This is a genomic window from Dehalococcoidia bacterium (assembly GCA_035310145.1).
In the GTDB taxonomy this organism is placed as follows: Bacteria; Chloroflexota; Dehalococcoidia; order CAUJGQ01; family CAUJGQ01; genus CALFMN01.
This window is the reverse complement of the sequence record DATGEL010000063.1, coordinates 18,741-43,233: the sequence shown is the minus strand read 5'-3', so window position 1 is coordinate 43,233 and position 24,493 is coordinate 18,741. Positions and strand designations below refer to the sequence as shown.

The window sequence follows — 24,493 nt, the reverse complement described above, 5'->3', positions numbered from 1 at the left end:
CCAGGGGGTGAGGCCACTCCTGCTATACTCCCTGAGCAGCGAGGCTACGTCGCCGCGGCTGATGCCGCGAACTCACACGCGGCTGGAGGTTGGATGAGCGAGCCGAGCGCGGCCACGGAACAGACGGCGGATTGGTCGCGCGGCGCTCCCACGCGGGCCGTGCCGCGCGATCTCGATCTGGCGGGCGTGGCCGCGCTGGCCGAGCGGCTGCGACAGAACATCGGCCGCGTGATCGTCGGCAAGGACGGCGTGATCGAGCTGGTGCTGGTGGCGCTGCTGAGCGAGGGGCACATCCTGCTCGAGGACGTGCCCGGCCTCGGCAAGACGATGCTGGCCAAGTCGGTCGCCCGCTCGCTCGGCTGTTCGTTCAAGCGCATCCAGTTCACGCCGGACCTGATCCCCACCGACATCACCGGCATCAATTTCTACAACCAGCGCAGCGGCGAGTTCGAGTTCCGCCCCGGCCCGATCACGGCACAGATCGTGCTGGCCGACGAGGTCAACCGCGCCACGCCGCGCACGCAGAGCGCCCTGCTCGAAGCGATGGAGGAGCGCCAGCTCACGGTCGAAGGCGTGACGCTGCGGCTGCCGGCGCCATTTTTGGTGATCGCCACGCAAAACCCGATCGAGCTGGAAGGCACCTTTCCGCTGCCCGAGGCGCAGCTCGACCGCTTTCTCCTGCGGCTCAAGCTCGGCTATCCCAGCGAGCGCGAGGAGCGCGCGATTCTGGATCGCTTCGAAGAGGAGAGCCCGCTGGGCGAGCTGCCCGTGGTGGCCACGGCGGAGGAGTTGATCGCCGGCGCCCACGCCGTCACGCGCGTGCACTGCGAGGGTATCGTGCGTGACTACATCGTGCACGTGGTGCAGGCCACGCGGGCGCACGCCGGCCTCGAGCTCGGCGCCAGCCCGCGCGCCAGCCTGGCGCTGTTCCGCGCGGCGCGCGCGCTGGCGGCGGTGCGCGGCCGCGCCTACGTGATTCCGGACGACGTGAAGGCGCTGACGCGGGCCGTGCTGCCGCACCGGCTGATCCTCTCCTCGTCGGCGCGGCTGCGCGGCCGCGACGCCGCCGGCATCGTCGCCGAGGTGCTGGATTCCGTGCCCGCGCCCGTGCTCGAATAGCGAACGAAGAGCCGACCGATGATGGTGCAGCGCCAGGCGCCGCCGCTGGCCGTGGCCACGGCCAACAACCGCGACGACTTCCGCCGCCTGGTGCGCAACGTCTGGGTGCTGACGGCGGTCGTGCTGCTGCTCGCCGGCATGGCCCTGCAGCGGCCGGTGCCGGCGGCGGTGGGCATGCTCGTGCTGCTTGCCGGCGCCGTGGCGATCGTCTGGAGCCGCCTTTCGCTGGAGCGGTTGACCTACGAGCGGCGCTGGTCGGCGACGCGGGCCTTCGTCGGCGAGGAGATCGAGGCGGTCTTCAGCGTGCGCAACGCCAAGGCGCTGCCGGTGCCCTGGTTTGAGGCGCGCGAGCTGGTGCCCGACCAGTTGCCGCCCGCTGGGGCGCACATCCTGCCCGCGGCCTGGCCCGGCGCCTTCTACTACACGCACACGACCTCGCTCGCCTGGTACGAGCGCGTGAGCTGGCGGCAGCGTTTCCTCTGCTCCGCGCGCGGCTACTATGAGGTCGGCCCCACGCGGCTGCGCGCCGGCGATATCTTCGGCTTCTTCCCGCGCGAGGCGCGGCTGGAGCTGCCCGAGCGCATCACCGTGCTGCCGCGGCTGGTGGAGCTGGGCGAGGTCGATCTGCCGGCGCGGCGGCCGTTCGGCGAGGCGAAGGGCGGCAACCGCATCTTCGAGGACCAGAGCCGCCTCGCCGGCGTGCGCGACTACCGCCCCGGCGACCCGCTCAAACGCATCGACTGGAAGGCGACGGCGCGGCGCGGCAGCTTGCAGTCACGCCTCTACGACCCCTCGGCCACGCTTACGCTGCTGATCACGCTGAGCGTCGATACCTTCGCCCACCCCTGGGAGGGCTACGACCCGCTCCTGCTGGAACGGGCGATCTCCACGGCGGCGAGCATCGCGGCGAGGGGCGAGGAGGAGCGCTTCGCCGTCGGCCTGATCGCCAATGCCAGCTTTCCCGGCGCCGACCGGCCGATCCGCGTCGCCGCCGGGAGAGACGAGGGCCAGCTCACGCGCCTGCTCGAAGCGCTGGCCATGGTCACGCCCTTCACGATCGTGCCGCCCGAGGAGCTGCTGGCGCGCGAACGGCGGCGGCTGCCCTTCGGCGCCAGCGTCGCGCTGGTCGCCGGCTACCTGACGCCCGCGCTGGCGCAGCAGCTCGACCGGCTGCGGCGCGACGGCCTGGCGGTGGCGATCTACTGGGTAGGAGACGAGCCGCCGCGCCAGGCGCCCCGCGGCGTCGCCGTATACGACCTTTCGGCGCGGCTGCGCGCCTTCGAGCGCGAAGACCCGCTGGTCTACGGCGGCGAGACTGCCGGCGCCCGCCGCCTCGTACGCCGGGCGATATAACATATAACAACATATAGCCATTAACCATGAGGATGGGGGGCCAATGAGCCGGCGGCTGGTGCTCGTCCTCTCGTTCCTGCTTATGGAGTCGCTGGCGCTGTTCGTCGTGGGCGCCGTGCTCAGCGGCGCCTCCGGCGGCGAGGGCATGCTCTTTCCCGCCTACTTCGCGGCGGAGGCGGGCGGCTTCTTCCTGGTGCGTGGCCTGCTGCGCTTCGACCTGTCGCATCGCGCGCTCGTGATCGCCGGCGGCGTGCTCTCGATCGTCTGCCTGGTCACGATCGGCGGGTTGGCCTTCGATCCCACCGCCTTTCCGCCCGGCTGGGCCGGCGTCTTCCGCTTCCTGGGCAACCCCGGCGACACGGCCAACGCGGCCGGCCCCACCGCCGTTTACGGCAGCGCCTTCCTGTTGATCGCCTGGGGGCGCGGCGTCATGCTCTCGCAGGAGCGGCTGGAGCGGGCGCAGGCGTTGCGCTCGTTTTCGCTCGGTCTGGGCGCTCTCGTACTCGGCCTGCTCGCCGGCCAGGACTCGCGGGCGCGCGGCGCCGTGAACGCCGCCTCGATCCCGCTGGTGGCCTTCGGCCTGCTGACGCTGGCGCTGCTGCACCTGCGCGAGGCGCGCCCGGACGGCGTCGATGCGTTGCGCGGCCCCTGGCTGCTGATCACGGCCGGCACGATTGCGGTCCTGGCGCTCGCGGGCGCGGCGATCGGCGTGCTGCCGCTCGGCCCGGCCGGCTGGCTCTACGACCACGCGATCGAGCCGGTGCTGGCCCTGGGTCTGCTGCTCGTCTCCTGGGCGCTGATCGTGATCGCCTATCCCTTCGCCTGGTTGATCGCGCAGTTCCTCTATCGCATCTTCGGCAACATCAAGTTCACGCCGCCCAAGCCCGCAGACGTGAACACGGACGACAGCTCGCAACTGCTGAAGAACGGCGCACAGCACGGCACCTCGGCGCTCCTCCTGGTGCTGTTCAAGCTCGTCTTCGTGCTGCTGCTGGTGGCGCTGCTCAGCTACCTGGCCTATCGCCTGTTCTACCGCCTGCACCGCGCCCCGGCGGACGACGAAGAGCGAGAGGCGCTGGCGCACGAAGGCAGCCTGCGCGGCGATCTGGCCGCCCTCTTCCGCCGCCTGCTGCCACGACGCGAGCATCCCGCGGCGCCGCCCGAGCCGCCCTTGCCCGCGAACCTGCTACGCGTGCGCCGGCTCTATCTCCGCATGCTCGAACGGGCGAGCCACCGCGGTCACCCGCGCCCGCCGCCGGCGACACCGGACGAGTTCGAGCCGGAACTGTCGCAGACGCTCGCCTCATCCGCGTCGGCCGCGCTCACCCACGCTTTCGTCGAGGCCCGCTACGGCCGTACCGCGCCGGACGAGGCCGGCCTGCACGAGCTGGAGCGCGAGGCGGAGCGGCTGGGTTGAGCGCGGTCGGAGGCCCTCAACCTGTCCGGACGCTCTCGGCGGAAGCTCCGCGGCGGGCGCGAACCCGTGGCCAGGCGCCGGCCTCTGCCGCCTGCGGATGGTCCTGCATTTGACCGTACCGGCCAGAACCGGTGTGATCCCCATGCCGCGCCCGCGCCTGGCGGCTGTCGCGGCTGGGCTGCGGCTCAATGGGAAACGATCAGCGTGAGACGCGTATTCATGGGGCGGACAAGGCTCGCACTCCTGGCGATCGCGGCGCTGGCGATCTTCGCGGCCGCGCAGACGCGGGCGCAGCACGCGCTGGCGGTGACGTACGCGCCGGGTTGGAACCTCGTCTCCGGTCCGGAAGGGTCGCACCTGGTCGGCGCCGAAGGCGACATTTTCACCATGCAGCCCGGCGACGCCGACTACGAGGCGTTTCCCGCCGACACCCCGTTGAGCGGCGGCTTCGGCTACTGGGCCTACTTTCCGCAGGGCGGCTCCCTCGAGGCGACGATCGGCGTCGCGGAGTACTCGGTTACGCTCGTGCCCGGCCAGTGGACGCTGGTCGGCAACCCGAACTCGAAGGCGAGCGTCACGCTCTCCGGCGACTTCACGGCGCTGATCTTCGTGCCGGAGGACGGCTACGTGAGCGTGAGCTCGATCCCGGTGGGCGCCGGCGCCTGGGTGCTCGGCGCCGGCCAGCTCACACTCAGCGCGCCGGCCGGCGCCGTGCCGGTGGTGAAACCGCTCTCCGTCACCGCCTTCGTCGATCCGGTCGAGACGACGACGAGCTACCTCGCGCCCGGCACGCTGGTGCTGCAGATCGACGTGCAGCGCAACGGCCTGCCCGTGCAGGGCGCCACGGTTTCCGGCTCGGTGGCCGTGGGCGGCGATGCGTCCAGCATGTCGTTCGGGCCGGACGTGCTGCGCGGCCAGACGGGCGAGAGGCTGCGCTTTCCCACGCCGGCGCTGCCGATCGGCACGCAAGTGCTGATCCACGTCGACGCGACGTTGGACGGCGTCAGCGCCTCCACCGACACGTTCTTCGCCGTCACCAGTACGGGGCGCTGAGCGCGATGCGCCGGATTCGCGCGGGCTGGAGTTGAGCGGCGGAAAACGATGCTGTACGTCGGGCTGTTTCGGGTCGATCGGGCCAAGGACCTGGAGTTTTGGGCGGTGCTCTGGCAGGGGCAACCGCCGCCGGCCGATTTCGATCTGGTGGCTGCCTACAACCTGCTTACCGATCTGCGCGTGATCGTCTTCCGCGCGGAATCGCTCGCCACGCTTCGCTGGCTCGACCGGCTCAACCTCGTCGGCCACTTCGAGGCGCACCCGACGCTGGACCAGACCGAGGGCTACCGCGCCGCCTTCGCCCGCGATCTGGCGCAGTTCGATGGCTTTCTCAGCGCCCGGAATGCGCCGCGCCCCGCGATCGACGGCGCCGTCGATTTCCGCCGCCGGGCGATGGCCGCGCCGTCGCTCTGGGCGGCGCTGCGTCTCGGCCGCGCCGAGCTGGAGCGGGAACCCGGCGCCGCCGGCTCGGCATAGCACCCGGCTTCCGGCCGGCTCGGCGGCGTGCCGCGCCTGCGGAATTGGAGTACGCTGTCCGCATCGTTGGCGGTGCTTGTGCGGCCGGAGCTGCGAGATGGCGGCGATTGCCCGGCGGTCGGCGCTGCCGCGCGCCGCGCGGCATGGCCCATGCGGTCTGCTGCTGCTCGCTGCCGCGCTCGGCCTGCTGGGCGCCGCCCGGCTGCCCGCCGCGCAGGCCGCCGCTCCCGACGATCCGGCCGCCGTCTATCAGCGCTACGTGGCCGCGATCAACACCGGCGACGGCGCCGCGGCGCTGGCGTTGCTCAGCGATGATGTGTTCATCTCCGGCACCGTCCTCTGCCCCGAGTATCAGCCGTGCACAGGCATGGAGGCCGCCCGCCGCGAGGTGCAGTTCGCGATCACCCTGCACGCGCGGGCGACGGCGGGCGAGCAGCGCACCAGCGGCACGTTGCTGCACGCGCGCCTGGAACTGCGCGACGACGAAAGCCGCAGCTACTACCTGGTGAGCGTGGTGGCGCACGGCGGCCAGATCGCCGCCTACGTACAGCAACCCGATCCCGATCCGCCGATGGACAGCTACATCGCGTTCGTGCGCCGCGGCTCGCACGCGCCCTCCGCGCGGCCGGAGCTGGCCGGCGGCCCGCGACGCCAGACGGATGTGGCCGCGTCGTTGCTGGCGCTGCTCGGCGTGGCGCTGGGCGGCCTGATCGTTGCCGGCGCGTGGCTGGGGAAGCGGACGCTGTGAGACGCCTCCGCTGGCCGGCGCTGCTGCTGGCGCTGCTGTCGCTGAGCTGCGCCCCCAGCGTACCGCGAGCGGCGAAGCGCAGTGCCGCGCGGCCGGCCGGACGGGATGCGGCCGTCACGCCGACTCCCGCCGGGCACATCGTGCATCCGCCCGCACGCAACCGCGCCGCCATGGCCTACGACGCGGCGCGCGACAAGGTCGTGCTGTTCGGCGGTCTCGATGCCACCGGGATCTTCCTGGACGACACCTGGACCTGGGATAACGGCTGGGTGCAGCGGCGCAGCGCCGAAAGCCCGTCGTACCGTTACGACGCGGCGATGGCCTACGACGAAGCGCGCCAGGTGGTGGTGCTCTTCGGCGGCTGCTGCGACGGCCTCGACAACAACGGTCTGAGCGATACCTGGATCTGGGACGGCGCCCAGTGGACGGAGGCGCATCCGCCGGCCAGTCCGCCGGCGCGCAGCCAGGCGGCGATGGCCTACGACCCCCGCTCGCGCCTGGTGCTGCTCTTCGGCGGCGAAGTCCTGCCCGGCAACGATTCCAGCGACGATCTCTGGGGATGGGATGGCGCAACCTGGCGCCGGCTCACGCCGGAGAGCGGTCCATCGCCGCGCGTCTATGCCGGCCTCGTCCGCAATGTGCACGGCGACGGGTTGCTGCTGTTCGGCGGCTACCGCGCCCCGGCGCCGCCGAACGATACCTGGTTCTGGGATGGCGCCGGCACGGTTTGGAAGCAGCTCAGCCCCGCGGCCAGCCCGCCGGCGCGCTACAATCCCGTGCTGGCCGAGGATGCCGCCCGCGGTGAAGTTGTGCTGTTCGGCGGCGAGTATCTCGGCCGGCCGCTCGCCGACACGTGGATCTGGAACGGCGTCGATTGGAACCAGCGCCTGCTGGTGCGCGGTCCACCGCCGCGACAGGACGCCTCGATCGCCTACGCCGCCGCACAACGGCAGGTGCTGCTCTTCGGCGGCTTCGGCGCCACGCGCCGGCTCGATGACACGTGGCTGTGGGATGGCGCCTCCTGGACGGAATGGTGAGCCGCGCCTACCCTCGCCGCGGCCGGCCCTCTTTTCTCATCTCGCTTGCCCTCGCCCACTCCTGGGTGAGGGGCTATCCAGCAGACCTTGATGGAGAGGAGGCCGGTTAACCGTTCGTCGATCGGACGGCTCGGCGCTGGATCGCCCTTCCCCCAGGATTGGGGGAAGGGAAGGGGATGAGGGCCGACGGGCAGCTCAGTCGCCCACGCGCGTGATGCGCAACTCGCGGTCGAAGGCGCGGCGGCAGGCGCGGGCCAGCCCTTCCTCCCACTCGTCGGCGATCAGCGGCACGTCGGGCGGCAGCACCACCAGCAGCGCGCCCGGCGGCGCCAGCACGCTGAGCGGTGTCTCCGCATCCACGCCAAAGCGGCGCAGCCAGCGCGCCAGGCCCAGCGCCAGCGCCATCGACTCGAAGGCGGCGCCCTCGGCCGGCGGTCCGAAGCCGCGGGCCGGCTCGATGCGGCTGCCCGCCTGCGCGGCGATCAGCTGGCCGATCTGCACCGCCTCGCGCTGGGTGTAGCCGTTCAAATCGCCGTTGGTGAGCAGGTAGAAGGCGTGCTCGGGCCAGCGGTAGAGGGAGATCGCGCGGCCCGCGTCGCACAGCGCCGCCGCGGCGGACAGCAAGTCGCGTTCTGCCGCGGAGACGGACGCCACCGGCGCCAGCTTCTCCAGCAAGCGCAGCGCCAGCGGCTCGACGCCGTCGCTGGGATGCGGGCCGCGCAGCCCGGCGTAGAGCGGCGCCGCGCGGCCCGCCTCGTCGAGTGGGTCGAGGCTCTCATGCGTGAAGTCGCGCAGGGCGCCGGTGACGTAGCGCTCGCGGAAGGCCTCGATGCCGGCGCGGCGCACGTCGCGGATCACCGGCGAGCGGTGGTGCACGCGGAACGCCTCGTAGGCCAGCCCCTCGCGCAGCCCTTGCCCACAGACCAGCAGCGAGCGCGCCCCCGTGGCCTGCAGCACGCCCTGCACGATCAGCGCCCCGGCGGCGACGATCTCGGCCCGCTCGGGGGCGAGGCCGGCCACACGCCGCCGCTGTTGGGCCGTCTGGCCGGCGAGCAGCCGCGCCAGGTCGCGCTGGCGCGAGGCATCGATCGCGTAGCCGTGCAGGCGCAGCGACGGCGCGCCGGAAGCCTTGCGCACGAGCTTGGCCAGGGCGCGGATCGTGCCGCCCGCGCCGGCGAGCGTCTCGCCCGTGGCCAGCTTGCGTACGCCGGCCTCGCGCAGCGCCGACTCCACATGCTGCCGCAGCGCCGCCGCCTCGCCCGGCGCAGGTGGGTCGCCGCGCAGGAAGCGCTCGTGCAGCCGCAGGGCGCCCAGCGGCAGCGAAACGGCGCGCTCCAGGGCGTGGCCACGCACGAAGGACAGTTCCAGGCTGCCGCCGCCGAGATCGAAGACCAGGCCGTCGTACACGGGCAGGCTGTTCGCCGCCGCGAGGTAGCCGTAGAACGCCTCTTGCTCGCCGCTGAGCACGGCGATCGGCACGCCGCTCTCGCGTTGCAGCTCGGCCGCCACCTCGGCCCCGTTGGCCGCGTCGCGCAGGGCGCTGGTGCCCACGGCCAGCAGCCGCTCGACGCCGAAGCGCTCGGCCGCCACGCGAAAGGCGCGCAGCGCCACCAGCGCCCGATCGATCGCCGGCCGGCCGATGGCGCCGCTCTGCTGCAGGCCCTCGGCCAGCCGCAGCGAGACCTGCGCCTCGTCCACGATCAGGGGAATGCCGTGCACCTGGCGCAGGCAGAGGATCAGGCGGCCGGTGTTGGAGCCGAGGTCGATCACGCCCAGGCGCGTCAGCCGCGCGGGAGGATGCTCCGTCACGCGGTCAGTGTAGCATCGGGCGCGCGCCGGCACCGTGACCCGCAGGCGGGCACGGTGCCGGGCTGAACCTGGCGGAACACGCCGCTGTTAGTTGCCGTCGATCCAGAAGGACGACACCGCCGATAGCCCGCTCGACTCGCCGGTGATCGTCACCGTCCACAGGCCCGAGCTCAGGCTGTCCAGCCAGTCGCTGGGGCGGAAGAAGAAGGCGCCGGTGCCGTCATCCTGGGCGGAGGTAAGCCAGGTCGAGTAGCCGGAGACGGTGACCGCCTGGCCGCTGGGATCGGTGAAGGCCATGTAGACCGCTTCGTCGGACTGGAAGCCGCTGAACTCCACCAGCCGTTGGTCGCTCGCCTGGCCGTGGAACGGGCTGAAGCTGACAATGCCGACGACCTGGGCATGAACCGCGGCCGGCGCATGGCTGGTGACGGCCGGCAGAGCGCCAAGCGCCAGCAGGGGAGCGATCGCCAGGGGCAGCAGGCGGGAGAAACGGGACATCTCGATACCTCGCTCTTCACGGGCCGACGTCTGTCGGCGTTTTGCGGTGCGGCGCCGGGCAGCGCCGGTTCCTGCCACAAGTAACGAACGGATCGGCGCCCTGTTGCTGGCGCCAGCGGCAATAACAGTCACGATTCGGCAACAACCGTGACACAGCGATGTCACAGCCCGCCTCAGGCCGGGGCCTGCGCCCGCCTGCCCGCTGCCTGGCCAGGATGGCAGGCGCCCCGCTTCGGTGTGCAACCCGTGTGCATGGTTGGTCCCTGGATTGCCGATCTGCCAATCGCCGATCGATCGCGATCTGGCCCGGCGCCTGGGTGCGCCGGCAGCGCTGCAGGCGGCGGCGACGTGTGCCTATTTGTGCCTATTAATGGAACGTGGCGTCCGCGGCAGATCGGCGCGGCTACGCCGTCGCCGCCGTCTGCGCGTGAGCCGGAGCGGCGGTTGGCCGAGGAACGATTTGGATACAACGCCGCGGCCGTTCCCACAGCGGCGTAACTTCCCGCGCCGGAAGGCGATTCTTAAGGTGACGGCCTGCACGGCGCAGGCGAGCAACCCGCGGCCGGAGGATTCCGGCTGGTGAGGTCAATATGCACGCATTGCGATGGCTTCGAGGCAAAGAACCTTGCAACCGCGGCGGGCGCGACGGCGAACGCGGTCAGTCGCTGGTGCTGTGGGCACTGGCCCTGGTCGCGATCGTGGGCATGGCGGGCCTGACGCTCGACGGCAGCAACACGGTGGAGAACCGCCGCAAGCTGCAGAACGCCGCCGACGCCGCCGCCTTCGCCGGCGCCTACGACCTGCCGGTGAGCAACACCCAGGCGACGACGGATTCGGTGCAGTGGCTGACGAAGAACAACTTCGGCAGCGCGAGCGACAGCGTCGTGACCAACGCGGTCAGCTCGACGAACTTCACCAATGACACGATCACCGTCTCGCTCAAGCGCAACGTGCCCTTCTCGCTGGCGAGGGTGCTGGGGATCACCAGCGCCAACGTGACGGCCACGGCCAAAGTCGTGATCGGCGGCGCCAGCGAGTTCACCTACTGTCCCGGCAGCGGCAATAGCTGCAGCGGCAGCTTTTTCCCGTACACGGTCTGGAACAATAGAGTCGATACCAATTTGCCGCATCAGGTGAACGATATCGTCACCTATCGTTCCACGAGCTGGATCGCCGAGAACGTCTACCAATACCGCACCAACCCGGCCTGGAATACGAACGCGAACGACTTCAAAGGCTTCCTTTGCTTCATCCCGCCGGGCTGCGACTACACCGTTGTTCTCGGCGAAAACCGGACAAAAGGTGGCAACCGCTGCGGCCAGGAGCCGGTAAGCCAGCTTCAGGCGATTCAGAAGAGCGGATCGCCGTACATCGTCTTGCCGATCACCGACGCCTCCTCCGGCAGCGGCGACAACCAGGTGCTGCACGTCATCGGCTTCGTCACGCTGGACATCAGCGTCGACACCACCGGGCTGCCAAACGGCTGTCCCAACGACTTCACCGGCAAGATCATCAAGTTCACCAGCACAGAAGGCACCTTCCAGTCGGGCGACCCGCAGCCGCCCACGTACGCGCAGTGCGGCACCGGCATCGGCACCTGCACTCCGCACCTGGTGCAGTAGCGGCCAGAAGTGCAGCAGCCGGCCGCTGGGGCTAAAGCGAACGGGTGGAACGGTCGATGCTTAGCGGTAGTCCCGGCAGCGCCCATGAGTCGCAGAGCGAGCACAAGGATAACGTCGATGCTCTGGCCCACTGCCCGCTGGCGTCCGCCCAGCCGCCGCGCCGGCCGCGCCCTGCGGGAGGGCGGCCAGGCGATGGTCGAGTTCTCGCTGGTGATCACGCTGATGCTGGTGCTGATCTTCGGCCTGATCGACTTTGGCCGCGCCTATATCTGCTACGTCGAGGTCAGCAACGCCGCGCGCGAGGGTGCCCGGCTGGGCGTCACCCACGCGACGACTTCCGCGATCCAGGCGCAGGCCAAGAGCACGGCCGGCCCCTTCGGCGATGCGAACTTCAGCGCGAACGTCAGCTACGTGACCTCGCCGGGCCTCGATTCGCAGGTGCAGGTGGACACCTCCTACAACCTCTCCTTCATCACGCCGCTGGGCGGTCTGGTCAAGCTGCTGACCGGCGGCACGATCGCCACCGGCCCCTGGGTCATCTCATCCACGTCCCGGATGCACATGGAGTGATGTGGCGATGACCGTGCATCGGACGGGAAGCGAGAGGCGTTGGACGGCGCGCAGGCTGCCGGCAGCCGTGCGCCGCCTGCAAGCGCAGCGCGGGCAGGCGTTCGTCGAGTTCGCGCTGGTGCTCACGATCACCTGTGTGCTGCTGTTCGGCGCCGTGGACTTCGGCCGCGCCTACACCTGCTGGGTCGACGGCACCAACGGCGCCCGTGAGGGCGCGCGCCTGGCGATCGGCGGCGCCAACCAATCTACGTCGGAGGATCGCGCGGTCGCCTCGGCCGGCACCTGCTTCGGCGTGACGCCGACGGCCACTTCCAGCAACGTGGGCGGCAGCAGCGGCTCCGATGTGGCGATGACGGTCCAGTATTCGCTGCCCTTCGCCACGCCGGTGAACTCGCTGGTCAAGCTGTTGCCCGGCGCCCCGAACTGGGGCAGCAGCATGACGATCACGGCCACTGCGCATATGCGCATCGAGTAGCAGCGCGGGTATGGCAGCGGCCAGCACCCGGCACAAGAGGGGGGAACTTCATGGCGACCACGTGGCCCGCACAGCGCGCAAAGGCATCGGGCAGCCGCCGGGTACTGATCATCTCGGTGGTCTTCGGCTTGCTCAGCGCCTTCCTCGTCTGGCGCTTGCTGAGCAGCGCCGGCGCCAGCAGCACCGGCGGCACACTGGTGCCCGTCATCGTCGCGCGGCAGGATATTCCGGCGCGTACGGTTGTGACCGACGGTATGGTCACCGTGAAGCAGGTGCCGTCCAGCCTGCGCCTCGCCACCGCCTACACCGACAGCAAGCCGCTGGTGGGCAAGGCGACGAAGGCCGCGATCGGCGCCGGCGAGCAGGTGCTCACGGCGCGCATCGCCGCCGATCCGAAGGAACTCGGCTTCACCGGCACCGTGCCGCCCGGCCTGCGCGCCGCCTCGATCCAGGTGACGGAAGTCGCGAGCGTCGGCGGCCTGGTGCAGCCGGGCGATCTCGTGGATGTGATCGGCGTGTTCCAGGTCAATGACAACGGCACGAGCGGGGCGCCGCTGGGCAAATCCGACGCCAGCAAGCCCACGCATATGATCGCCGCCACGATCCTGCAGAGCGCCACGGTACTGGCGGTCGCACAGGCGAGCGAGAACGGCTCCACGCAGCCGTCGAGCGGCAAAGTCGCGGCCGGCAAGACGCAGGCCGAGGCGAAGACCGTGACGCTGGCCGTTTCGCCGCAGGACGCCGAGCGCCTGGCCCTGGCCGACACGATCGGCTCGCTGCGCCTCTCCGCGCACCGCTTCGACGAGTCGGACGGCCAGTCGATCAACTGCATCGAGAACTCGGGCCAGTCGCTGATCCAGGCGCTGGGCCTCGCCTGCGGCGTGCCGCTGCCGGTGCCGGTGGCCTCGCCGAAGCCGGCCGCTGGGCCGCAGCCGGCCGCCTCCCCGGCTCCTTCGCCGGCCGCTTCGCACTAGCGCACGGGTTCGAGCAGCACCGCAGCCCGCGAGCCGCCCAGCATAGGGCGGCTCGCGGGTTTTGTCCTGCCGGCGGCGCCCGGTGTGGCCCACGCGGCAGAGGCGATGCGGCTCGCACCCGGTCCGCGCGAGGGCGGCCGGCGCGGTCGCTCGTTTCCTGCCGCTGTTATATGGTTACCGCAGTTCTGCTGCGGGAGCGCCCGGATGGCTCGTCGCGTCGCCCTCTTCTTCGGCAGCCGCTCCGTCGAGCACGGTGTCTCCGTGGTTACGGCGCGCACGATCTGGGAGGCGCTGCGCGCCGCGAGCTGCGAGACGCTGCCGCTCTACATCGCGCAGGACGGCGCCTGGTGGCTGGGCCATGACTTTCTGGAGACGCAGAGCTTCGGCCAGGAGCTGTTCAACAACGTCGATCGCTGGGCGCGGGCCTTCACCGGCCAGGCCGCGGAAGTCACCCTTTTGCCGCGTCCGCAGGCCGGCGGGCCACGCCTGCTGACCGCGCCCGGCAGCCGCCACGCCGAGACGCCGTTCGACGTCGCCTTCCTCGCCACGCACGGCACCAACGGCGAGGACGGCACGCTGCAGGGGCTGTTCGAGCTGGCTGGCGTGCCCTACACCGGCTCCGACGTGGCCGCCTCGGCCGCCGGCATGGACAAGACGCTGATGAAGCGCGTCTTCGCCGGCGCCGGCTTCCGCCAGCAGCGCGCGATCACGGTCACGCGCGAGCAGTGGGAGGAAGACTCGCCCGCGGTGATCGCGCGGATCGAGGCCGAGCTGCGCTATCCGCTGTTCGTCAAGCCGAACGGCCTCGGCTCCAGCAAGGGCGTGAACCCGGCGCCGGACGAGGACCAGCTCTTCCTGGCGATGGGCGTGGCCGCCGAGGTAGACGAGCGCATTATCGTCGAGGAGGCCGTGGAGGCGGCGACCGAGATCAACGTGGCCGTGCTGGGCTACCGCGAGCAGGTGCAGGCTTCGCTCTGCGAGCAGCCCGCTGGCGGCGACTGGCAGGACTATGGCAAGAAGTACCTTTCGGGCGGCGCCAAGCTGTTCGGCTCGGTGGCCGGCGTCGGGCGCAAAGTGCCCGCCGAGATCCCCGACGCGCTGGCCGAGGAGATCCGCGCCCAGGCGAAGCGGGCCTTCGTCGCGCTTGGCTGCGCCGGCGCCGCGCGGGTCGATTTCCTGCTCGACGGCGAGGGGAACGTCATCCTCAACGAGGTCAATACGATTCCCGGCGCCCTCTCGCTGGAGCTGTGGCGGCTCTCCGGGCTCGATCCGGCCAGCGTGGTGACGCACTGCCTCGAGATCGCCGAGCGCCGCCACGCCGAGCGCGGCCGCAACAACCGCCATATGAGCGCGATCTGAGCGCCGTTGCCGCCCCCGTGGGATGATAGGGCCGGCGTCGCGGCGCAGCATGCGTTCACGATCGCGCTGCGCGTGAACGCAGATCGGTGGAGAAGCCGTGTCCGAGTTTCAGCCGGTCCTCTTCCAGATCATCAACACGCCCGAGCAGCTCAAGGCGCTCGCCGACCCGCTGCGCAACCGCGTGCTCAGCATTCTCTGCGAGCGCGAGGCGACCAACCAGCAGGTGGCGACGGCGCTGGGCGAGCCGCACGCCAAGGTGCTGCACCACGTGCGCTATTTGCTGGACGCCGGGCTGATCGTGCTGGTGGACCAGCGCATCAAGGGCGGCAACGTCGAGAAGTATTACCGCGGCGTCGCGCGCTGGTTCGGCGTACGCGCCGGGCCGGACCTGCTGCCCGCCGTCACCGCCGGCGAGTTCGAGGCGCTGAGCCAGGAGGTGATCGCCAGCGTGGCGCGTTTCACCGAGGCGGGCGAGCGGCCGAACTGGGAGGGGCGGCACGCGCGCCTGCCGCGCGAGCGGGTCGACGAGTTCCACCGGCGGCTGCTGGCGCTGATCGCGGAGTACTGGGGCGGTCCGCGCGCCGCCGACCCGGACAACGACGCCGTGCCGCCCCAGGAAGACCCCGACGCGCCAATGTGGGCCTTCGCCAGCGTGATCTACCGTGACCCAACGGACCCGGCGCTGCACGAGGAGCCGGGTCCGCCGGACCTGGCTTCGGCCGGCGTCGACGCGGCGCCTTCGCCGCGGAGGGAGCGCATAGTCAGGGGCGAACGACGGTCCGGCGGGCGATCCGGCTCCGCCAGGGAGCTGGAACAGATGGCGGCCGCGCCGGGAGATGAACGCTTGGCCGCTCACCCCGGTTCGGGCGCAAAGCGCTCCCTGCGCGGTGGCAGCGGGAAGCCGCGCCGCCGGCAACGTCGCCCCGGTGCGGCGAGGCCGGAGTGAAGGCCGGGGCAGGTGTGGCATGGGCTGGCACGTGACGCCCGATGCCGGTACAGACGCCGCGCGGGCGCTGCTCAACCGCGACCGCGCCTGGAACGGCTACGCGCTCGCCGACCTGGAGCAGCCCTTCCGGCAGTACAGCCGCTTCGCCCTGGCCGCGCGTGAGGGCGAGACGCCTTCCGCCGGCTGCCTGGCGCTGCAACACCCGGCGATCACGGTGATCGTCCCGCAAGGCGAAGGCGAGGGCGTGGCCGCCATCTTTGCCACGATCGCCGGCGATCTGCCGCGCGGCGCCGAGCTGTCCGTTCGAGCCGGGCATCGGCAGATCGTCGAGCGCTATTACGCGCCGCGACCCGGCCTGCACGAGATGCTGCGCATGCACACGGACGCCGCCGCCTTCCACCCGCCGGTTGCCAGCCCGCCACGGCCGCGTGCGCTCGGCCGGGCCGATGCGGCGGCGCTGTTCGACCTCTACGCCGGCTACGACGAAAACGTCTTCCGCGAAGAGCTGCTGGACGGCGGTTGCTTCTTCGGCGTGGAAGCGGATGGGCGGCTGCTGGCGGCCGGCGGCACGCACGTCGTCTGTCCAGGAGAGGGCGCGGGCGCCGTGGGCAACATCTTCACCCGGCCGGAGGCGCGCGGCCGCGGCCTCGCCCGCGCCGTGACGGCCGCGGTGACGGCGGCGCTGCTGGCGAAGGGGTGTCGCGACGTGGTGCTGAACGTGCGCGCCGACAACGCACCCGCCATCCATGTCTACGCCGCGCTCGGCTACCGCGAGCACTGCCGCTTCTGGGAAGGCTGGGCGGAGCGGCGGCCGCTGGGCTGAGCGCGCTCAGGCGGGCGGCGCGCCGAGGCCGAGGCGCGCCGCGAAGGCCGCGGCCTCGCTGCGCCGGTTCATGCCCAGCTTTTCGAGGATGTGGCTGACGTGGTTGCGCGCCGTGACTTCGGAGAGCACGAGCTGCTCCGCGATCTCGCGGTTGGTGCGGCCCTGCGCCACGAGCGCCAGCACCTCGCGCTCGCGCGGCGAAAGCTGCGCCAGCTCGGCGTTCTCCTCCTGCCTGGCGAGCTGCACCAGCCGCTCCGTGACCTTGCGCGTGACGGCCGGGTCAAGCAGCGACTGCCCCGCCGCCACGGCGCGCACGGCGCGCAGCACCTCGGCGCGGCCGGTGTTCTTCAACAAGAAGCCGGAGGCGCCGGCCATCAGCGCCGCCAGCACCGACTCCTCCGTGCCGAACGAGGTCAGCATCAGCACCGCCGCGCTCGGCAGCCGCTCCTTCAGCTCGCGGCAGGCTGCGATGCCGTCCATCGCGCCCATCCGGATGTCCATCAGCACCACGTCGGGCTGCAGCGAGGGCGCCAGCGCGACTGCCGTCTGCCCGTCGGCTGCCTCGCCGGCGACGCGGATGTCCGGCTCCAGCTCCAGCATCGCCCGCAGGCCGATGCGCACGACCTCGTGGTCGTCAACCAGCAGCACGCGGATCGGCGGCATCGCTACGCTCCTGGGGGATCGGTGGTATGTTCGATCCGTACGGTACGGTGACGGTGAGCGTGGTGCCGGCGCCGGGGCGCGAGGCGAGCAGGATACCGCCGCCCACGCGCGCCGCCCGCGCCTGCATGTTCTTCAAGCCGTAGCCGCGCGCTGCCGGCTCCCCGGCGTCGAAGCCGGCGCCGCTGTCGGCGATCTGCAGGTCGAGCGCCCTGGCGCCGTAGCGGAGGCGCAACGTGACGGCGCCGGCCCGCGCGTGCTTGAACACGTTCGCCAGCCCCTCCTGCAGCACGCGGTAGACCTCGCCGACCGTGGCCGGCGGGAGGGTACGCTCCTCGCCCTCGACCGTGACCTGCGCCGGAATGCCGGTGATGGCGGTGAATTCACGCGCCTGGTTCTGCACCAACGCGGTCAGGCTCTGCTCGCCGGCCATCACGCCGGCCAGGTCGAAGAGCAGGTTGCGCGTTTCCAGCAGCGTGCCTTTGGCGAGGCGCACCAGCGCCTCTAGCCGCTCAGCCAGCGCGGCATCGTGCGTCTCGCGCTCGATCAGCGCCGCCGTCTCCAGCCCCAGCGAGAGCATGTAGACGTTCTGCGAGATGCCGTCGTGCACCTCGCGCGAGAGCCGGGCGCGTTCCTCCTGCGCGACGCGCTCCAGCTCCAGCGCCCGCTTCTCCAGCGCCAGCACTTGCTCGCGGCGCTCGGTCTCGGCGGCCACGGCGCGCTCGCGCCGCTCGCGTTCGAGGCGCACGATCAGGTTGGCGATCAGCACCGAGGCGGCCATTGTCGCCAGGCGCAGCTCCATCGTCTTCTGGTCGGTCACGCTGCCCGGGTGGAAGGTGCCGCGCGCCAGGCAGGAGACGACGAAGTAGGCCGCCGCCGTGGTTGCGCCGTAGAGCACGCCCCAGCGGCCGGGAAAGACCAGGGCGAAGGCGAGCAGCGCCGGGTAGTACAGGATGTAGGCCGAGCTGGTGAAGCCGTCGGCCAGAACGATCGCCGCCGTGATCGCGGCCGCGTCGTAGACGCTGACCAGCACGGCGAGGCCGAGGCCCACCGGCCGGCCGCGCTTCAGCGCCAGGTGCAGCCAGGCGTTGAGCGCGATCGAGCCCGCGATCAGCAGGTTGATCCCCGTCTGCGCGATCGGGCCGCTGCCGGGGTGGTAGTCCTGCGCGACCAGCGCGGCGAGCAGGAGGAACCAGCGCGCCGTCACCAGGATGGCGAGGCTGGCGCGGCGTTCGCTGTCCAGGGGGCGGCGCAGCGCGGCGATCACGTGTTTGATAGTACCGCAGCGCGCCATGCAGCGGCGTCGGGCCGGCTGCCGTTTGCGCCGATCGAGTATGGCGGCCTACCGCGCCGGAGGGGTTGGCGCGAGCCCAAATGCGCGTACGCTCGATGCAGCGACGGCCCCGCCGGCGAGAGGAGCAGGACATGGGTACGAAGAGCGATCTGCGGATCGGCAGCGAGGTGTACGGCGCCGACGGCAAGCTGGGCGAGGTGCACCGCGTGATCGTGGATGCGCAAAGCGGGCACGTCACGGATCTGGTCGTGAAGCACGGCTTCCTCTTCGGCAATGAGCGCATCGTGCCGCTGAGCTGTGTGACGAAGGTCGAGGAAGGCGCCGTCTATCTCGACGCGGACAAGCAGGCGTTTGAGCGCTTCAACGGCTTCACCGACGACCGCTACCGCGCCCCCGATCCGGATTACGTCGGCCCGCCCGGCTTCAACAACACCGAGTTTCTGCTGGATGCGATCACGGCGATCGGCGTGGCGTCTTACGGCCAGGTCGAACCGCCGTTGGGCTACCCCGGCGGCGAGCAGATCTCGCCGGACGACCTGCAGCGCGCGGCGATCCGCGCGGGCAGCGATGTGCTGGACGCCGACGGCGAGAAGATCGGCGAGGTCGGTGAGCTGAGCCTCGACCAGGACGGCGGCGCGCCGCATCACCTCACGCTGAAGCGCGGCCTGTTGTTCAAGAACGAGGTGGATCTGCCGGTCGCCTGGGTGCAGGAGATCGGGGACAAGGGCGTGCTGCTGAACGTGACGAAGGCGGAGCTTGAACAGCGGCTGGCGCGCCAGGCGTAGCGGGCGGCGGCCGTAGCGGCGGACCCTCGTTCCCCCCATCCCCTTTCCCCCAATCTCTGACATCGCGCGGAGCGCGATTTGGGATGAGGGAAAGGGGCGATCCGGCGGAGCGGGCAGCGGACGGCGTCGGGTTAACCGATCACGAAACGGATCGCCCGACGCTCGATCGCCCCTCGCCCAGGATTGGGAGAGGGGGACGGGGGTGAGGGCCGAAGGGCTGCGCTTGACAGCCCGCCGCAGCCGTTGTATTCTACCGATGAGTTAATTAACCAGATGGTTGATTCGGCATGCCGGTGGACCCCCTCGATACCACCTTCGCGGCGCTCGCCGATCCGACGCGGCGCGCGATCCTGGCACAGCTCGCCGGCGGCGAGGCGTCGGTGACCGCGCTGGCCGCGCCCTTCGCCATGAGCCTGCCCGCCGTCTCCAAGCACCTGAAGGTGCTGGAGCGCGCCGGCCTGATCACGCGCGGGCGCGCGGCGCAGTGGCGGCCCTGCCGGCTGGAGGCAGCGCCGCTCAAGGACGTGGCCGACTGGGTGGAGCAGTACCGCCGTTACTGGGAAGCGAGCTTCGACCGTTTGCACGACTATCTGCGCAGCGTGCAGAGCGACCAGACCAGGGAGCAACCCGATGACCGAACGCACGAGCAGCACTGACGCGGCCGCGCCCGAGCTGACGATCACCCGTGTCTTCGCCGCGCCGCGCGAACTGGTCTTCAAAGCGTGGACGGAGCTTGAGCGCCTGCGGCAGTGGTGGGGACCGCAAGGCTTCACCTGGGTGACCGGCACGCTCGATCTGCGGCCGGGCGGCGTCTTCCACTACGGCATGCGCGCCCCGGACGGCGCCGATCTGTGGGGCAAGTTTGTCTACCGCGAAGTCACGCCGCCGGAGCGGCTCGCCTTCGTCAGCGCCTTCTCTGATGCGGCGGGCAACACGGTGCGCGCGCCGTTCAGCGCCACCTGGCCGCTGGAGATCTTGAATGTGCTGAGCTTCGCCGAGCAGGAGGGCCGCACCACGCTCACCATGCAGGGCTACACCGTCAACGCCACGGAGGCGGAGCGCAAGACGTTTGCGGAGTGGCGCGACTCGGTGCAGCAGGGCTTTGCCGGCACGTTCGCCCAGCTCGACGCCCACCTGGCGGCGGCGTGAACCTCGCCTCAACATCAGTTATCTATGTCGTGAGAACGTTCGCAACCGCGAGATCCGCGGCGCATCGGCGGACACTGCCGCCCCGCCGCACAGCGAGACACGGGCCGCCGCGGCCCGGCCGCAGGAGGGAAATCATGGGCAAGCTGGTCGTAACCGAGTTCGTGACCCTGGACGGCGTGATGGAAGATCCGGGCGGGGCCGAAAAGAGCCGGTATGGGGGCTGGAGCCTCCGCTTCTTCAGCGATGAGGCGGCGAAGTTCAAGTTCGATGAGCTGTCTGCCAGCGACGCGCAGCTGCTGGGGCGCAAGACCTACGAGGGCTTCGCCGCGGCCTGGCCGTCGATGCAGGACGAGTTCGCCGACCGCATGAACGGCATGCCCAAGTACGTCGTCTCGACCACGCTGCAGAAGGCCGAGTGGAACAACTCGCAGATCATCCGGGACAACGTCGTCGAACAGATCACGCGGCTGAAGCGGCAACCGGGCAGGGATCTGCTCGTGGCCGGCAGCCGCACGCTGGTGCAGACGCTGATGCAGCACGGCCTCGTGGATGAGTTCCGGCTGCTGGTGCATCCGATCGTGCTGGGCGACGGCCTGCGTCTCTTCGGCGATACCGGCGGGGCGAAGACGATGAACCTGGTCGAGTGCAAGCCGTTCAGCTCGGGCGTCGTTGCCCTCACCTACGCGGCCGGCGCAGGGTCTGCCGAATAAGCGCGCCGTGCCCGCCCGGCCCGGTTAGAGCTTCGCCGGGCGGGCACGGCGACCGCCGCTTCTGCCGCTGCTGATCGGAGGCGGAAAACGATGTGTCGCAACATCAGGACGCTGTTCAACTTCGAGCCGCCGGCGAGCGACGACGAGCTTCACGCCGCGGCGCTGCAATTCGTGCGCAAGATCACCGGCTTCAACAAGCCGTCGCAGGCGAACGCCGCCGCCTTCGACACGGCGGTCGAGCAGATCGCGCGGATCTCCGGGGAACTGCTGGGCGCCCTCGCTTCCACGGCCGCGCCGAAAGACCGGCAGGCGGAAGCGGCCAGGGCAAAGGCCCGCTCCGCCCAGCGCTTCGGCCGCTGAAGCGGTGTTATCCGCTCTCGTGCGCGGCGAGGGCGGGTGAGCGCGGCAGCCGGGCACGGCCGCCGCGCCAGATCAGCAGGCGCAGGATCGCGGAGAGCACGATGGCCCCCCAGAGATAGCCGCCGAGCACGTCGCTCGGCCAGTGGGCGCCGACGTCGATGCGGGCGAAGCCCATCAGCAGCACGATGCCAAGGCAGCACGCCCGCACAGAGAGGCGCAACCAGCGCGGCAGCGGCAGCACGGCGACGAGCGCCGCCAGCGCCCCGTACAACATCAGCGATGTGAACACGTGGCCGCTGGGGAAGCTGTAGCCGGTCGCGCGTTCGTGCACCGCGACGAGGGCAGGTGCCGGCCGCGGCCGCTGCGCCACCTCCTTCAGCACCGTGACCAGCGACCACATGGCGGTGCTGAACTGCAGCGCCAGGCAGGCGACGAAGCGGCGCGTGAGCAGGAAGACCATCGTTGCCAGCAGCATGATCGCCGCCGGCGCCAGGCCGTTGCCCAGGAGGTTTTCCAGGCGCACGAGCGCGTCTTCGCCCGGCCACTCCAGCGCCTGCAGCGCCACGGCCAGGCGCACATCGCCGGGAAAGTGCGCGGTCGCGCGCGCCGCAAGCGTGAGTGCAATCGCCACGCCGCAGGCGCCGAGCCACAACGGCCAGAACCAGCGCTCTGCCTTGCGCGCCACCACTACGCTCTGAACTGCCACGCCAGTCTGCCCCGGTGGAGCGAGGAGACCATCTCCCGTAGCGTAACGATCCCGGCCGTCGCAGATGTTAACCCGCCACTTCGCCCTACGCCCTACGCACCCCGTCACTGGTACTGGTCCGGCAGGTCGTTTTCGAAGAGCACGGCATCGCCGGGGCGCGCGTGGCCGCGCAGCCAGCCCTGCGCCTCGCCCAGGTGCGCACAGGCGATCGCACACGCCGCGGCCATGCCGGTGGTCAGCGCCCCCTCGCGCACCCAGCGGCCCGGCGCCTGCCCGACGACGAGGATGACGTCGCAGACCTTCGCCGCGTGGGCGCCGAACTCGCGGTTGCGCTCCGCCTCCACCGGCCCCAGCTCCACAATGCCCGGCGTCACCAGGAAGCGCCGCTCCGCCGGCAGCTCGGCCAGCAGCTCCAGTGCCGCGTGCGCGCCGTTCACGTTCGCGCTGTAGGCATCGTCGATCACGGTGAGGCCATCGCTCTCCTTGACCACGAGCCGGTGCTCGACCGGCTGCGCCGTGGCCAGGCGAGCGGCAGCGCTCTTCAGCTCGACGCCGAAGGCGCGACCGATGGCGAGCGCGATCAGCAGGTTGGGGATCAGGTGCCGGCCCAGCAGGCGCGTGCGCACCGTGACGCTCTGCTCGCCGTCCGTCACGTCGAAGCGCATCAGCTTCGGCGTCAGCGCGACGTTCGAGACACGCAGATCGGAAGGTGGCTGGTGCGTTTCAGCGCCGGCGCGGACGACGGTGACGTGCACGGTCTTGTTGGCCAGCGCCGCGCAGTAGGCGTTGTCGATGTTGAACACGGCCGTGCCGCCGGGCCGCGTCTCCTCCACGATCTCGTACTTGGTCTTGATCGTGTTCTCGATCGAGCCCATCCGCTCTAAATGCTGCTCGTTAATGCCGGTGATCGCGCTGACCTCGGGCGGCCCGACGAAGCGGCAGAGGTCGCGGATGTTGCCCGGCTCGTAAGCGCCCATCTCCACGACGAAGACCTCGTGGTCGTCGCGCAGATCGTCGTTGATCGTGCGCGTGATGCCGAGCGGCGTGTTGAAGCTGCGCGGCGTCTTCAGCACGCGGTAGCGCGACTCCAGCACCGTGGCGACCAGTTCCTTGGTCGTCGTCTTGCCGTAGCTGCCGGTGATCGCGACGATGCGCGGATTCACGGCGCGCAGCCGCGCCCGCGCCTCCTCGCGGTAACGGCGGCGGTTCGCCGCTTCCACGGGCCAGGCGAGCAGGTTTGCGCTCACGGCCACGAGCGGCCCCGCGGCCACGCACAGCCAGACGAGCACCGGCACGATCAGCAGCGCCATGCGTCCCGGCACGCCCAGCGCCCAGCCGAGCAGCATCGCCAGCGCCGCCAGCAGCAGGGCCGCGACGCCGGCCGCGCCGAACAGTCGCCGCACACGCATCGTGAAGGCGAGCGGCTTCTTCGCCGGCGGCTCGGTGGCGATCAGCGGCGCGATCGGGCCCGAAGCCCCCGCCAGCACGGCGAGCACGACGGCGCCGCCCACGGCGTTCGCCGCCAGGGCCACGGCGAAGGCGGCCAGCATCAGCGTGGCGACGGCGAGCGAACCCGGCGCGTACTCACGCCACCAGCTCCGCGCCGCCCAGCGCAGTGTGCGGCCGTTTTCGTATTCTTCGAGCTGCAGGATCTGCACGGCGCGCCGCAGCCGCCGCCAGGCCCACCAGCCCCACGGCGCGGCCACGAGCACGCCCAGTGCGAGCGCCAGCCAGCCGTTCATGCCGCGCCCTCGCCGGCCTGCTGCAGGAAGGCGCGCATTTCGCTCGCCACGCGCTCCGGCTGGTCGATGAAGGGATGGTGCCCGGCGCCCGGCAGCACGACGAGGCGCGCGTGCGGAATCAACCGCGCCGAACGCCGTCCCAGCTCCAGCGGCGTCTCGCGGTCGCGGTCGCCCCAGATCAGCAGCGTCGGCGCCTGGATGCGCGGCAAGAGCGGCTGCAGGTCCTCGGCCAGCACGCGTGCGAGCGTGGGCCGCATCGCCCCGGCCGCCCGATAGTCGGGCGAGGCGTATTTCTCCGAGAGGGCGCGGGCGCGTTCCGGGCCGCTTTCGCCCAGGAGGCCGGTGCGGGCCGCGCGATGCGCCGTGCGCAGCAGCAGGCGGGTGCGCCAGCGCCGCAGCTTCACCGGGAGCGGCAGCCGTTCGCGCAGGCCGGCGCTGGCGCAGAGCACGAGGCGGTCGACGCGCTGCGGCCGCGTGGCGGCGAGATACGAGGCGATGCGCCCGCCGTGCGAGTGGCCGAAGAGATCCATCCGCTCCAGCTTGAGCTTGTCCATAAGCTGCGCCAGCCATTCGGCATGGCGGGCCACGTCCCAGCCTTCGGCTTCCTTCGGCGTCTCGCTGCGGCCGAAGCCGGGCAGGTCGGGCACGATGCAGTCGTGCGTGTCGCCGAGCGCCCGCGCCAGACCGTCAAGCGTACCTGAGCTGTTGCCCCAGCCGTGCAGCAGCACGAGCGGGCTGCCCGTGCCCGCGCGGCTATAATTGACCCGCAGCCCGGCGGCCAGCGCTAGCGGCATGAGCGGCTCCCGC

26 protein-coding genes are annotated in these 24,493 nt (G+C 71.1%); 19 read left to right on the top strand and 7 right to left on the bottom strand.

From position 1 onward, the window contains the following. The first annotated feature begins 177 nt into the window (after nucleotides 1–177). From VKV26_12660 to VKV26_12630, 7 genes are all read left to right on the top strand, one after another. Nucleotides 178–1,119, top strand: coding sequence for a MoxR family ATPase (locus VKV26_12660; protein ID HLZ70745.1), 942 nt, complete (start codon nucleotides 178–180; stop codon nucleotides 1,117–1,119). 18 nt (nucleotides 1,120–1,137) lie between these two features. Beyond that, nucleotides 1,138–2,472 carry a DUF58 domain-containing protein gene (locus tag VKV26_12655; protein ID HLZ70744.1) on the top strand — a complete coding sequence of 445 codons (1,335 nt, stop codon included), beginning with the start codon at nucleotides 1,138–1,140 and terminating at the stop codon, nucleotides 2,470–2,472. 43 nt (nucleotides 2,473–2,515) lie between these two features. After that, a complete protein-coding gene (locus VKV26_12650; protein HLZ70743.1) occupies nucleotides 2,516–3,889 on the top strand; it encodes a DUF4129 domain-containing protein in 1,374 nt (457 codons plus the stop codon). Nucleotides 3,890–4,108: 219 nt separating this feature from the next. Next, a complete protein-coding gene (locus VKV26_12645; GenBank protein ID HLZ70742.1) occupies nucleotides 4,109–4,942 on the top strand; it encodes a hypothetical protein in 834 nt (277 codons plus the stop codon). 48 nt (nucleotides 4,943–4,990) lie between these two features. Then, complete coding sequence (locus VKV26_12640; GenBank protein HLZ70741.1) at nucleotides 4,991–5,419, top strand: hypothetical protein; 429 nt, start codon at nucleotides 4,991–4,993, stop codon at nucleotides 5,417–5,419. 97 nt (nucleotides 5,420–5,516) lie between these two features. Beyond that, entirely contained in the window at nucleotides 5,517–6,167 is a 651-nt protein-coding gene (locus tag VKV26_12635; GenBank protein ID HLZ70740.1) for a hypothetical protein, read from the top strand. After that, nucleotides 6,164–7,204, top strand: a complete 1,041-nt coding sequence (locus VKV26_12630; protein HLZ70739.1) for a kelch repeat-containing protein — start codon at nucleotides 6,164–6,166, stop codon at nucleotides 7,202–7,204. Before VKV26_12635 ends, VKV26_12630 begins: the two co-directional genes overlap by 4 nt. A gap of 195 nt (nucleotides 7,205–7,399) precedes the next feature. Here VKV26_12630 and VKV26_12625 read toward each other — a convergent pair whose 3' ends face one another. Together VKV26_12625 and VKV26_12620 are read right to left on the bottom strand one after the other, a co-directional pair. Beyond that, nucleotides 7,400–9,013 carry a Ppx/GppA phosphatase family protein gene (locus tag VKV26_12625; GenBank protein HLZ70738.1) on the bottom strand — a complete coding sequence of 538 codons (1,614 nt, stop codon included), beginning with the start codon at nucleotides 9,011–9,013 and terminating at the stop codon, nucleotides 7,400–7,402. A gap of 87 nt (nucleotides 9,014–9,100) precedes the next feature. Then, nucleotides 9,101–9,511 (bottom strand): hypothetical protein, encoded by a 411-nt coding sequence (locus VKV26_12620; GenBank protein HLZ70737.1) that lies wholly within the window; start codon nucleotides 9,509–9,511, stop codon nucleotides 9,101–9,103. 590 nt (nucleotides 9,512–10,101) lie between these two features. Here VKV26_12620 and VKV26_12615 point away from each other — a divergent pair. The 7 genes from VKV26_12615 to VKV26_12585 all read left to right on the top strand — a co-directional run bounded on the left by VKV26_12615 (nucleotide 10,102) and on the right by VKV26_12585 (nucleotide 16,280). Continuing rightward, nucleotides 10,102–11,133, top strand: coding sequence for a Tad domain-containing protein (locus VKV26_12615; GenBank protein HLZ70736.1), 1,032 nt, complete (start codon nucleotides 10,102–10,104; stop codon nucleotides 11,131–11,133). A gap of 117 nt (nucleotides 11,134–11,250) precedes the next feature. Next, nucleotides 11,251–11,703, top strand: a complete 453-nt coding sequence (locus tag VKV26_12610; protein HLZ70735.1) for a TadE family protein — start codon at nucleotides 11,251–11,253, stop codon at nucleotides 11,701–11,703. A 7-nt stretch (nucleotides 11,704–11,710) separates the two neighbouring features. After that, entirely contained in the window at nucleotides 11,711–12,178 is a 468-nt protein-coding gene (locus tag VKV26_12605) for a TadE/TadG family type IV pilus assembly protein (GenBank protein ID HLZ70734.1), read from the top strand. 50 nt (nucleotides 12,179–12,228) lie between these two features. Then, a complete protein-coding gene (cpaB, locus tag VKV26_12600) occupies nucleotides 12,229–13,152 on the top strand; it encodes a Flp pilus assembly protein CpaB (GenBank protein ID HLZ70733.1) in 924 nt (307 codons plus the stop codon). A 204-nt stretch (nucleotides 13,153–13,356) separates the two neighbouring features. Then, nucleotides 13,357–14,511: a D-alanine--D-alanine ligase family protein gene (locus VKV26_12595; GenBank protein HLZ70732.1), complete on the top strand. Its 1,155-nt coding sequence runs from the start codon at nucleotides 13,357–13,359 to the stop codon at nucleotides 14,509–14,511. Nucleotides 14,512–14,608: 97 nt separating this feature from the next. Continuing rightward, entirely contained in the window at nucleotides 14,609–15,457 is an 849-nt protein-coding gene (locus VKV26_12590) for a helix-turn-helix domain-containing protein (GenBank protein ID HLZ70731.1), read from the top strand. 19 nt (nucleotides 15,458–15,476) lie between these two features. Next, on the top strand, nucleotides 15,477–16,280 hold the full coding sequence (locus tag VKV26_12585; GenBank protein ID HLZ70730.1) for a GNAT family N-acetyltransferase: 804 nt from the start codon (nucleotides 15,477–15,479) through the stop codon (nucleotides 16,278–16,280). Nucleotides 16,281–16,286: 6 nt separating this feature from the next. Here VKV26_12585 and VKV26_12580 read toward each other — a convergent pair whose 3' ends face one another. Beyond that, a complete protein-coding gene (locus tag VKV26_12580; protein ID HLZ70729.1) occupies nucleotides 16,287–16,943 on the bottom strand; it encodes a response regulator transcription factor in 657 nt (218 codons plus the stop codon). Next, nucleotides 16,915–18,234: an ATP-binding protein gene (locus tag VKV26_12575; protein ID HLZ70728.1), complete on the bottom strand. Its 1,320-nt coding sequence runs from the start codon at nucleotides 18,232–18,234 to the stop codon at nucleotides 16,915–16,917. Before VKV26_12575 ends, VKV26_12580 begins: the two co-directional genes overlap by 29 nt. A 131-nt stretch (nucleotides 18,235–18,365) precedes the next feature. On the opposite strand from VKV26_12575, the gene VKV26_12570 reads away from it, so the two are divergent. The 5 genes from VKV26_12570 to VKV26_12550 all read left to right on the top strand — a co-directional run bounded on the left by VKV26_12570 (nucleotide 18,366) and on the right by VKV26_12550 (nucleotide 21,238). Then, nucleotides 18,366–19,019 carry a PRC-barrel domain-containing protein gene (locus tag VKV26_12570; protein ID HLZ70727.1) on the top strand — a complete coding sequence of 218 codons (654 nt, stop codon included), beginning with the start codon at nucleotides 18,366–18,368 and terminating at the stop codon, nucleotides 19,017–19,019. Nucleotides 19,020–19,312: 293 nt separating this feature from the next. Continuing rightward, nucleotides 19,313–19,675 (top strand): metalloregulator ArsR/SmtB family transcription factor, encoded by a 363-nt coding sequence (locus tag VKV26_12565; protein ID HLZ70726.1) that lies wholly within the window; start codon nucleotides 19,313–19,315, stop codon nucleotides 19,673–19,675. Beyond that, nucleotides 19,650–20,168, top strand: a complete 519-nt coding sequence (locus tag VKV26_12560; protein ID HLZ70725.1) for an SRPBCC domain-containing protein — start codon at nucleotides 19,650–19,652, stop codon at nucleotides 20,166–20,168. Before VKV26_12565 ends, VKV26_12560 begins: the two co-directional genes overlap by 26 nt. Before the next feature lie 134 nt (nucleotides 20,169–20,302). After that, nucleotides 20,303–20,878: a dihydrofolate reductase family protein gene (locus VKV26_12555; protein ID HLZ70724.1), complete on the top strand. Its 576-nt coding sequence runs from the start codon at nucleotides 20,303–20,305 to the stop codon at nucleotides 20,876–20,878. 90 nt (nucleotides 20,879–20,968) lie between these two features. Continuing rightward, nucleotides 20,969–21,238, top strand: a complete 270-nt coding sequence (locus tag VKV26_12550) for a DUF2277 domain-containing protein (protein ID HLZ70723.1) — start codon at nucleotides 20,969–20,971, stop codon at nucleotides 21,236–21,238. A 7-nt stretch (nucleotides 21,239–21,245) separates the two neighbouring features. On the opposite strand, the gene VKV26_12545 is transcribed toward VKV26_12550, so the two are convergent. From VKV26_12545 to VKV26_12535, 3 genes are all read right to left on the bottom strand, one after another. Further along, a complete protein-coding gene (locus VKV26_12545; GenBank protein HLZ70722.1) occupies nucleotides 21,246–21,944 on the bottom strand; it encodes a phosphatase PAP2 family protein in 699 nt (232 codons plus the stop codon). Nucleotides 21,945–22,048: 104 nt separating this feature from the next. After that, nucleotides 22,049–23,686: a UDP-N-acetylmuramoyl-tripeptide--D-alanyl-D-alanine ligase gene (gene murF, locus VKV26_12540; GenBank protein ID HLZ70721.1), complete on the bottom strand. Its 1,638-nt coding sequence runs from the start codon at nucleotides 23,684–23,686 to the stop codon at nucleotides 22,049–22,051. Beyond that, the gene (locus VKV26_12535; protein HLZ70720.1) at nucleotides 23,683–24,480 is read right to left on the bottom strand and encodes an alpha/beta hydrolase; all 798 of its coding nucleotides are present in this window, start codon (nucleotides 24,478–24,480) and stop codon (nucleotides 23,683–23,685) included. Before VKV26_12535 ends, murF begins: the two co-directional genes overlap by 4 nt. Nucleotides 24,481–24,493 lie beyond the last annotated feature (13 nt).

Excerpts from the sequence above, each read along its gene's own strand:
- VKV26_12555 (HLZ70724.1), top strand. The coding sequence starts at position 20,303 with ATGGGCAAGCTGGTCGTAACCGAGTTCGTGACCCTGGACGGCGTGATG.
- VKV26_12650 (HLZ70743.1), top strand. The coding sequence starts at position 2,516 with ATGAGCCGGCGGCTGGTGCTCGTCCTCTCGTTCCTGCTTATGGAGTCG.
- VKV26_12615 (HLZ70736.1), top strand. The coding sequence starts at position 10,102 with ATGCACGCATTGCGATGGCTTCGAGGCAAAGAACCTTGCAACCGCGGC.
- VKV26_12580 (HLZ70729.1), bottom strand. The coding sequence starts at position 16,943 with ATGCCGCCGATCCGCGTGCTGCTGGTTGACGACCACGAGGTCGTGCGC.
- VKV26_12605 (HLZ70734.1), top strand. The coding sequence starts at position 11,711 with ATGACCGTGCATCGGACGGGAAGCGAGAGGCGTTGGACGGCGCGCAGG.
- VKV26_12655 (HLZ70744.1), top strand. The coding sequence starts at position 1,138 with ATGATGGTGCAGCGCCAGGCGCCGCCGCTGGCCGTGGCCACGGCCAAC.
- VKV26_12620 (HLZ70737.1), bottom strand. The coding sequence starts at position 9,511 with ATGTCCCGTTTCTCCCGCCTGCTGCCCCTGGCGATCGCTCCCCTGCTG.
- cpaB (HLZ70733.1), top strand. The coding sequence starts at position 12,229 with ATGGCGACCACGTGGCCCGCACAGCGCGCAAAGGCATCGGGCAGCCGC.
- VKV26_12535 (HLZ70720.1), bottom strand. The coding sequence starts at position 24,480 with ATGCCGCTAGCGCTGGCCGCCGGGCTGCGGGTCAATTATAGCCGCGCG.
- VKV26_12560 (HLZ70725.1), top strand. The coding sequence starts at position 19,650 with ATGACCGAACGCACGAGCAGCACTGACGCGGCCGCGCCCGAGCTGACG.
- VKV26_12645 (HLZ70742.1), top strand. The coding sequence starts at position 4,109 with ATGGGGCGGACAAGGCTCGCACTCCTGGCGATCGCGGCGCTGGCGATC.
- VKV26_12635 (HLZ70740.1), top strand. The coding sequence starts at position 5,517 with ATGGCGGCGATTGCCCGGCGGTCGGCGCTGCCGCGCGCCGCGCGGCAT.
- VKV26_12610 (HLZ70735.1), top strand. The coding sequence starts at position 11,251 with ATGCTCTGGCCCACTGCCCGCTGGCGTCCGCCCAGCCGCCGCGCCGGC.
- VKV26_12595 (HLZ70732.1), top strand. The coding sequence starts at position 13,357 with ATGGCTCGTCGCGTCGCCCTCTTCTTCGGCAGCCGCTCCGTCGAGCAC.
- VKV26_12640 (HLZ70741.1), top strand. The coding sequence starts at position 4,991 with ATGCTGTACGTCGGGCTGTTTCGGGTCGATCGGGCCAAGGACCTGGAG.
- VKV26_12575 (HLZ70728.1), bottom strand. The coding sequence starts at position 18,234 with ATGGCGCGCTGCGGTACTATCAAACACGTGATCGCCGCGCTGCGCCGC.
- murF (HLZ70721.1), bottom strand. The coding sequence starts at position 23,686 with ATGAACGGCTGGCTGGCGCTCGCACTGGGCGTGCTCGTGGCCGCGCCG.
- VKV26_12585 (HLZ70730.1), top strand. The coding sequence starts at position 15,477 with ATGGGCTGGCACGTGACGCCCGATGCCGGTACAGACGCCGCGCGGGCG.
- VKV26_12570 (HLZ70727.1), top strand. The coding sequence starts at position 18,366 with ATGGGTACGAAGAGCGATCTGCGGATCGGCAGCGAGGTGTACGGCGCC.
- VKV26_12550 (HLZ70723.1), top strand. The coding sequence starts at position 20,969 with ATGTGTCGCAACATCAGGACGCTGTTCAACTTCGAGCCGCCGGCGAGC.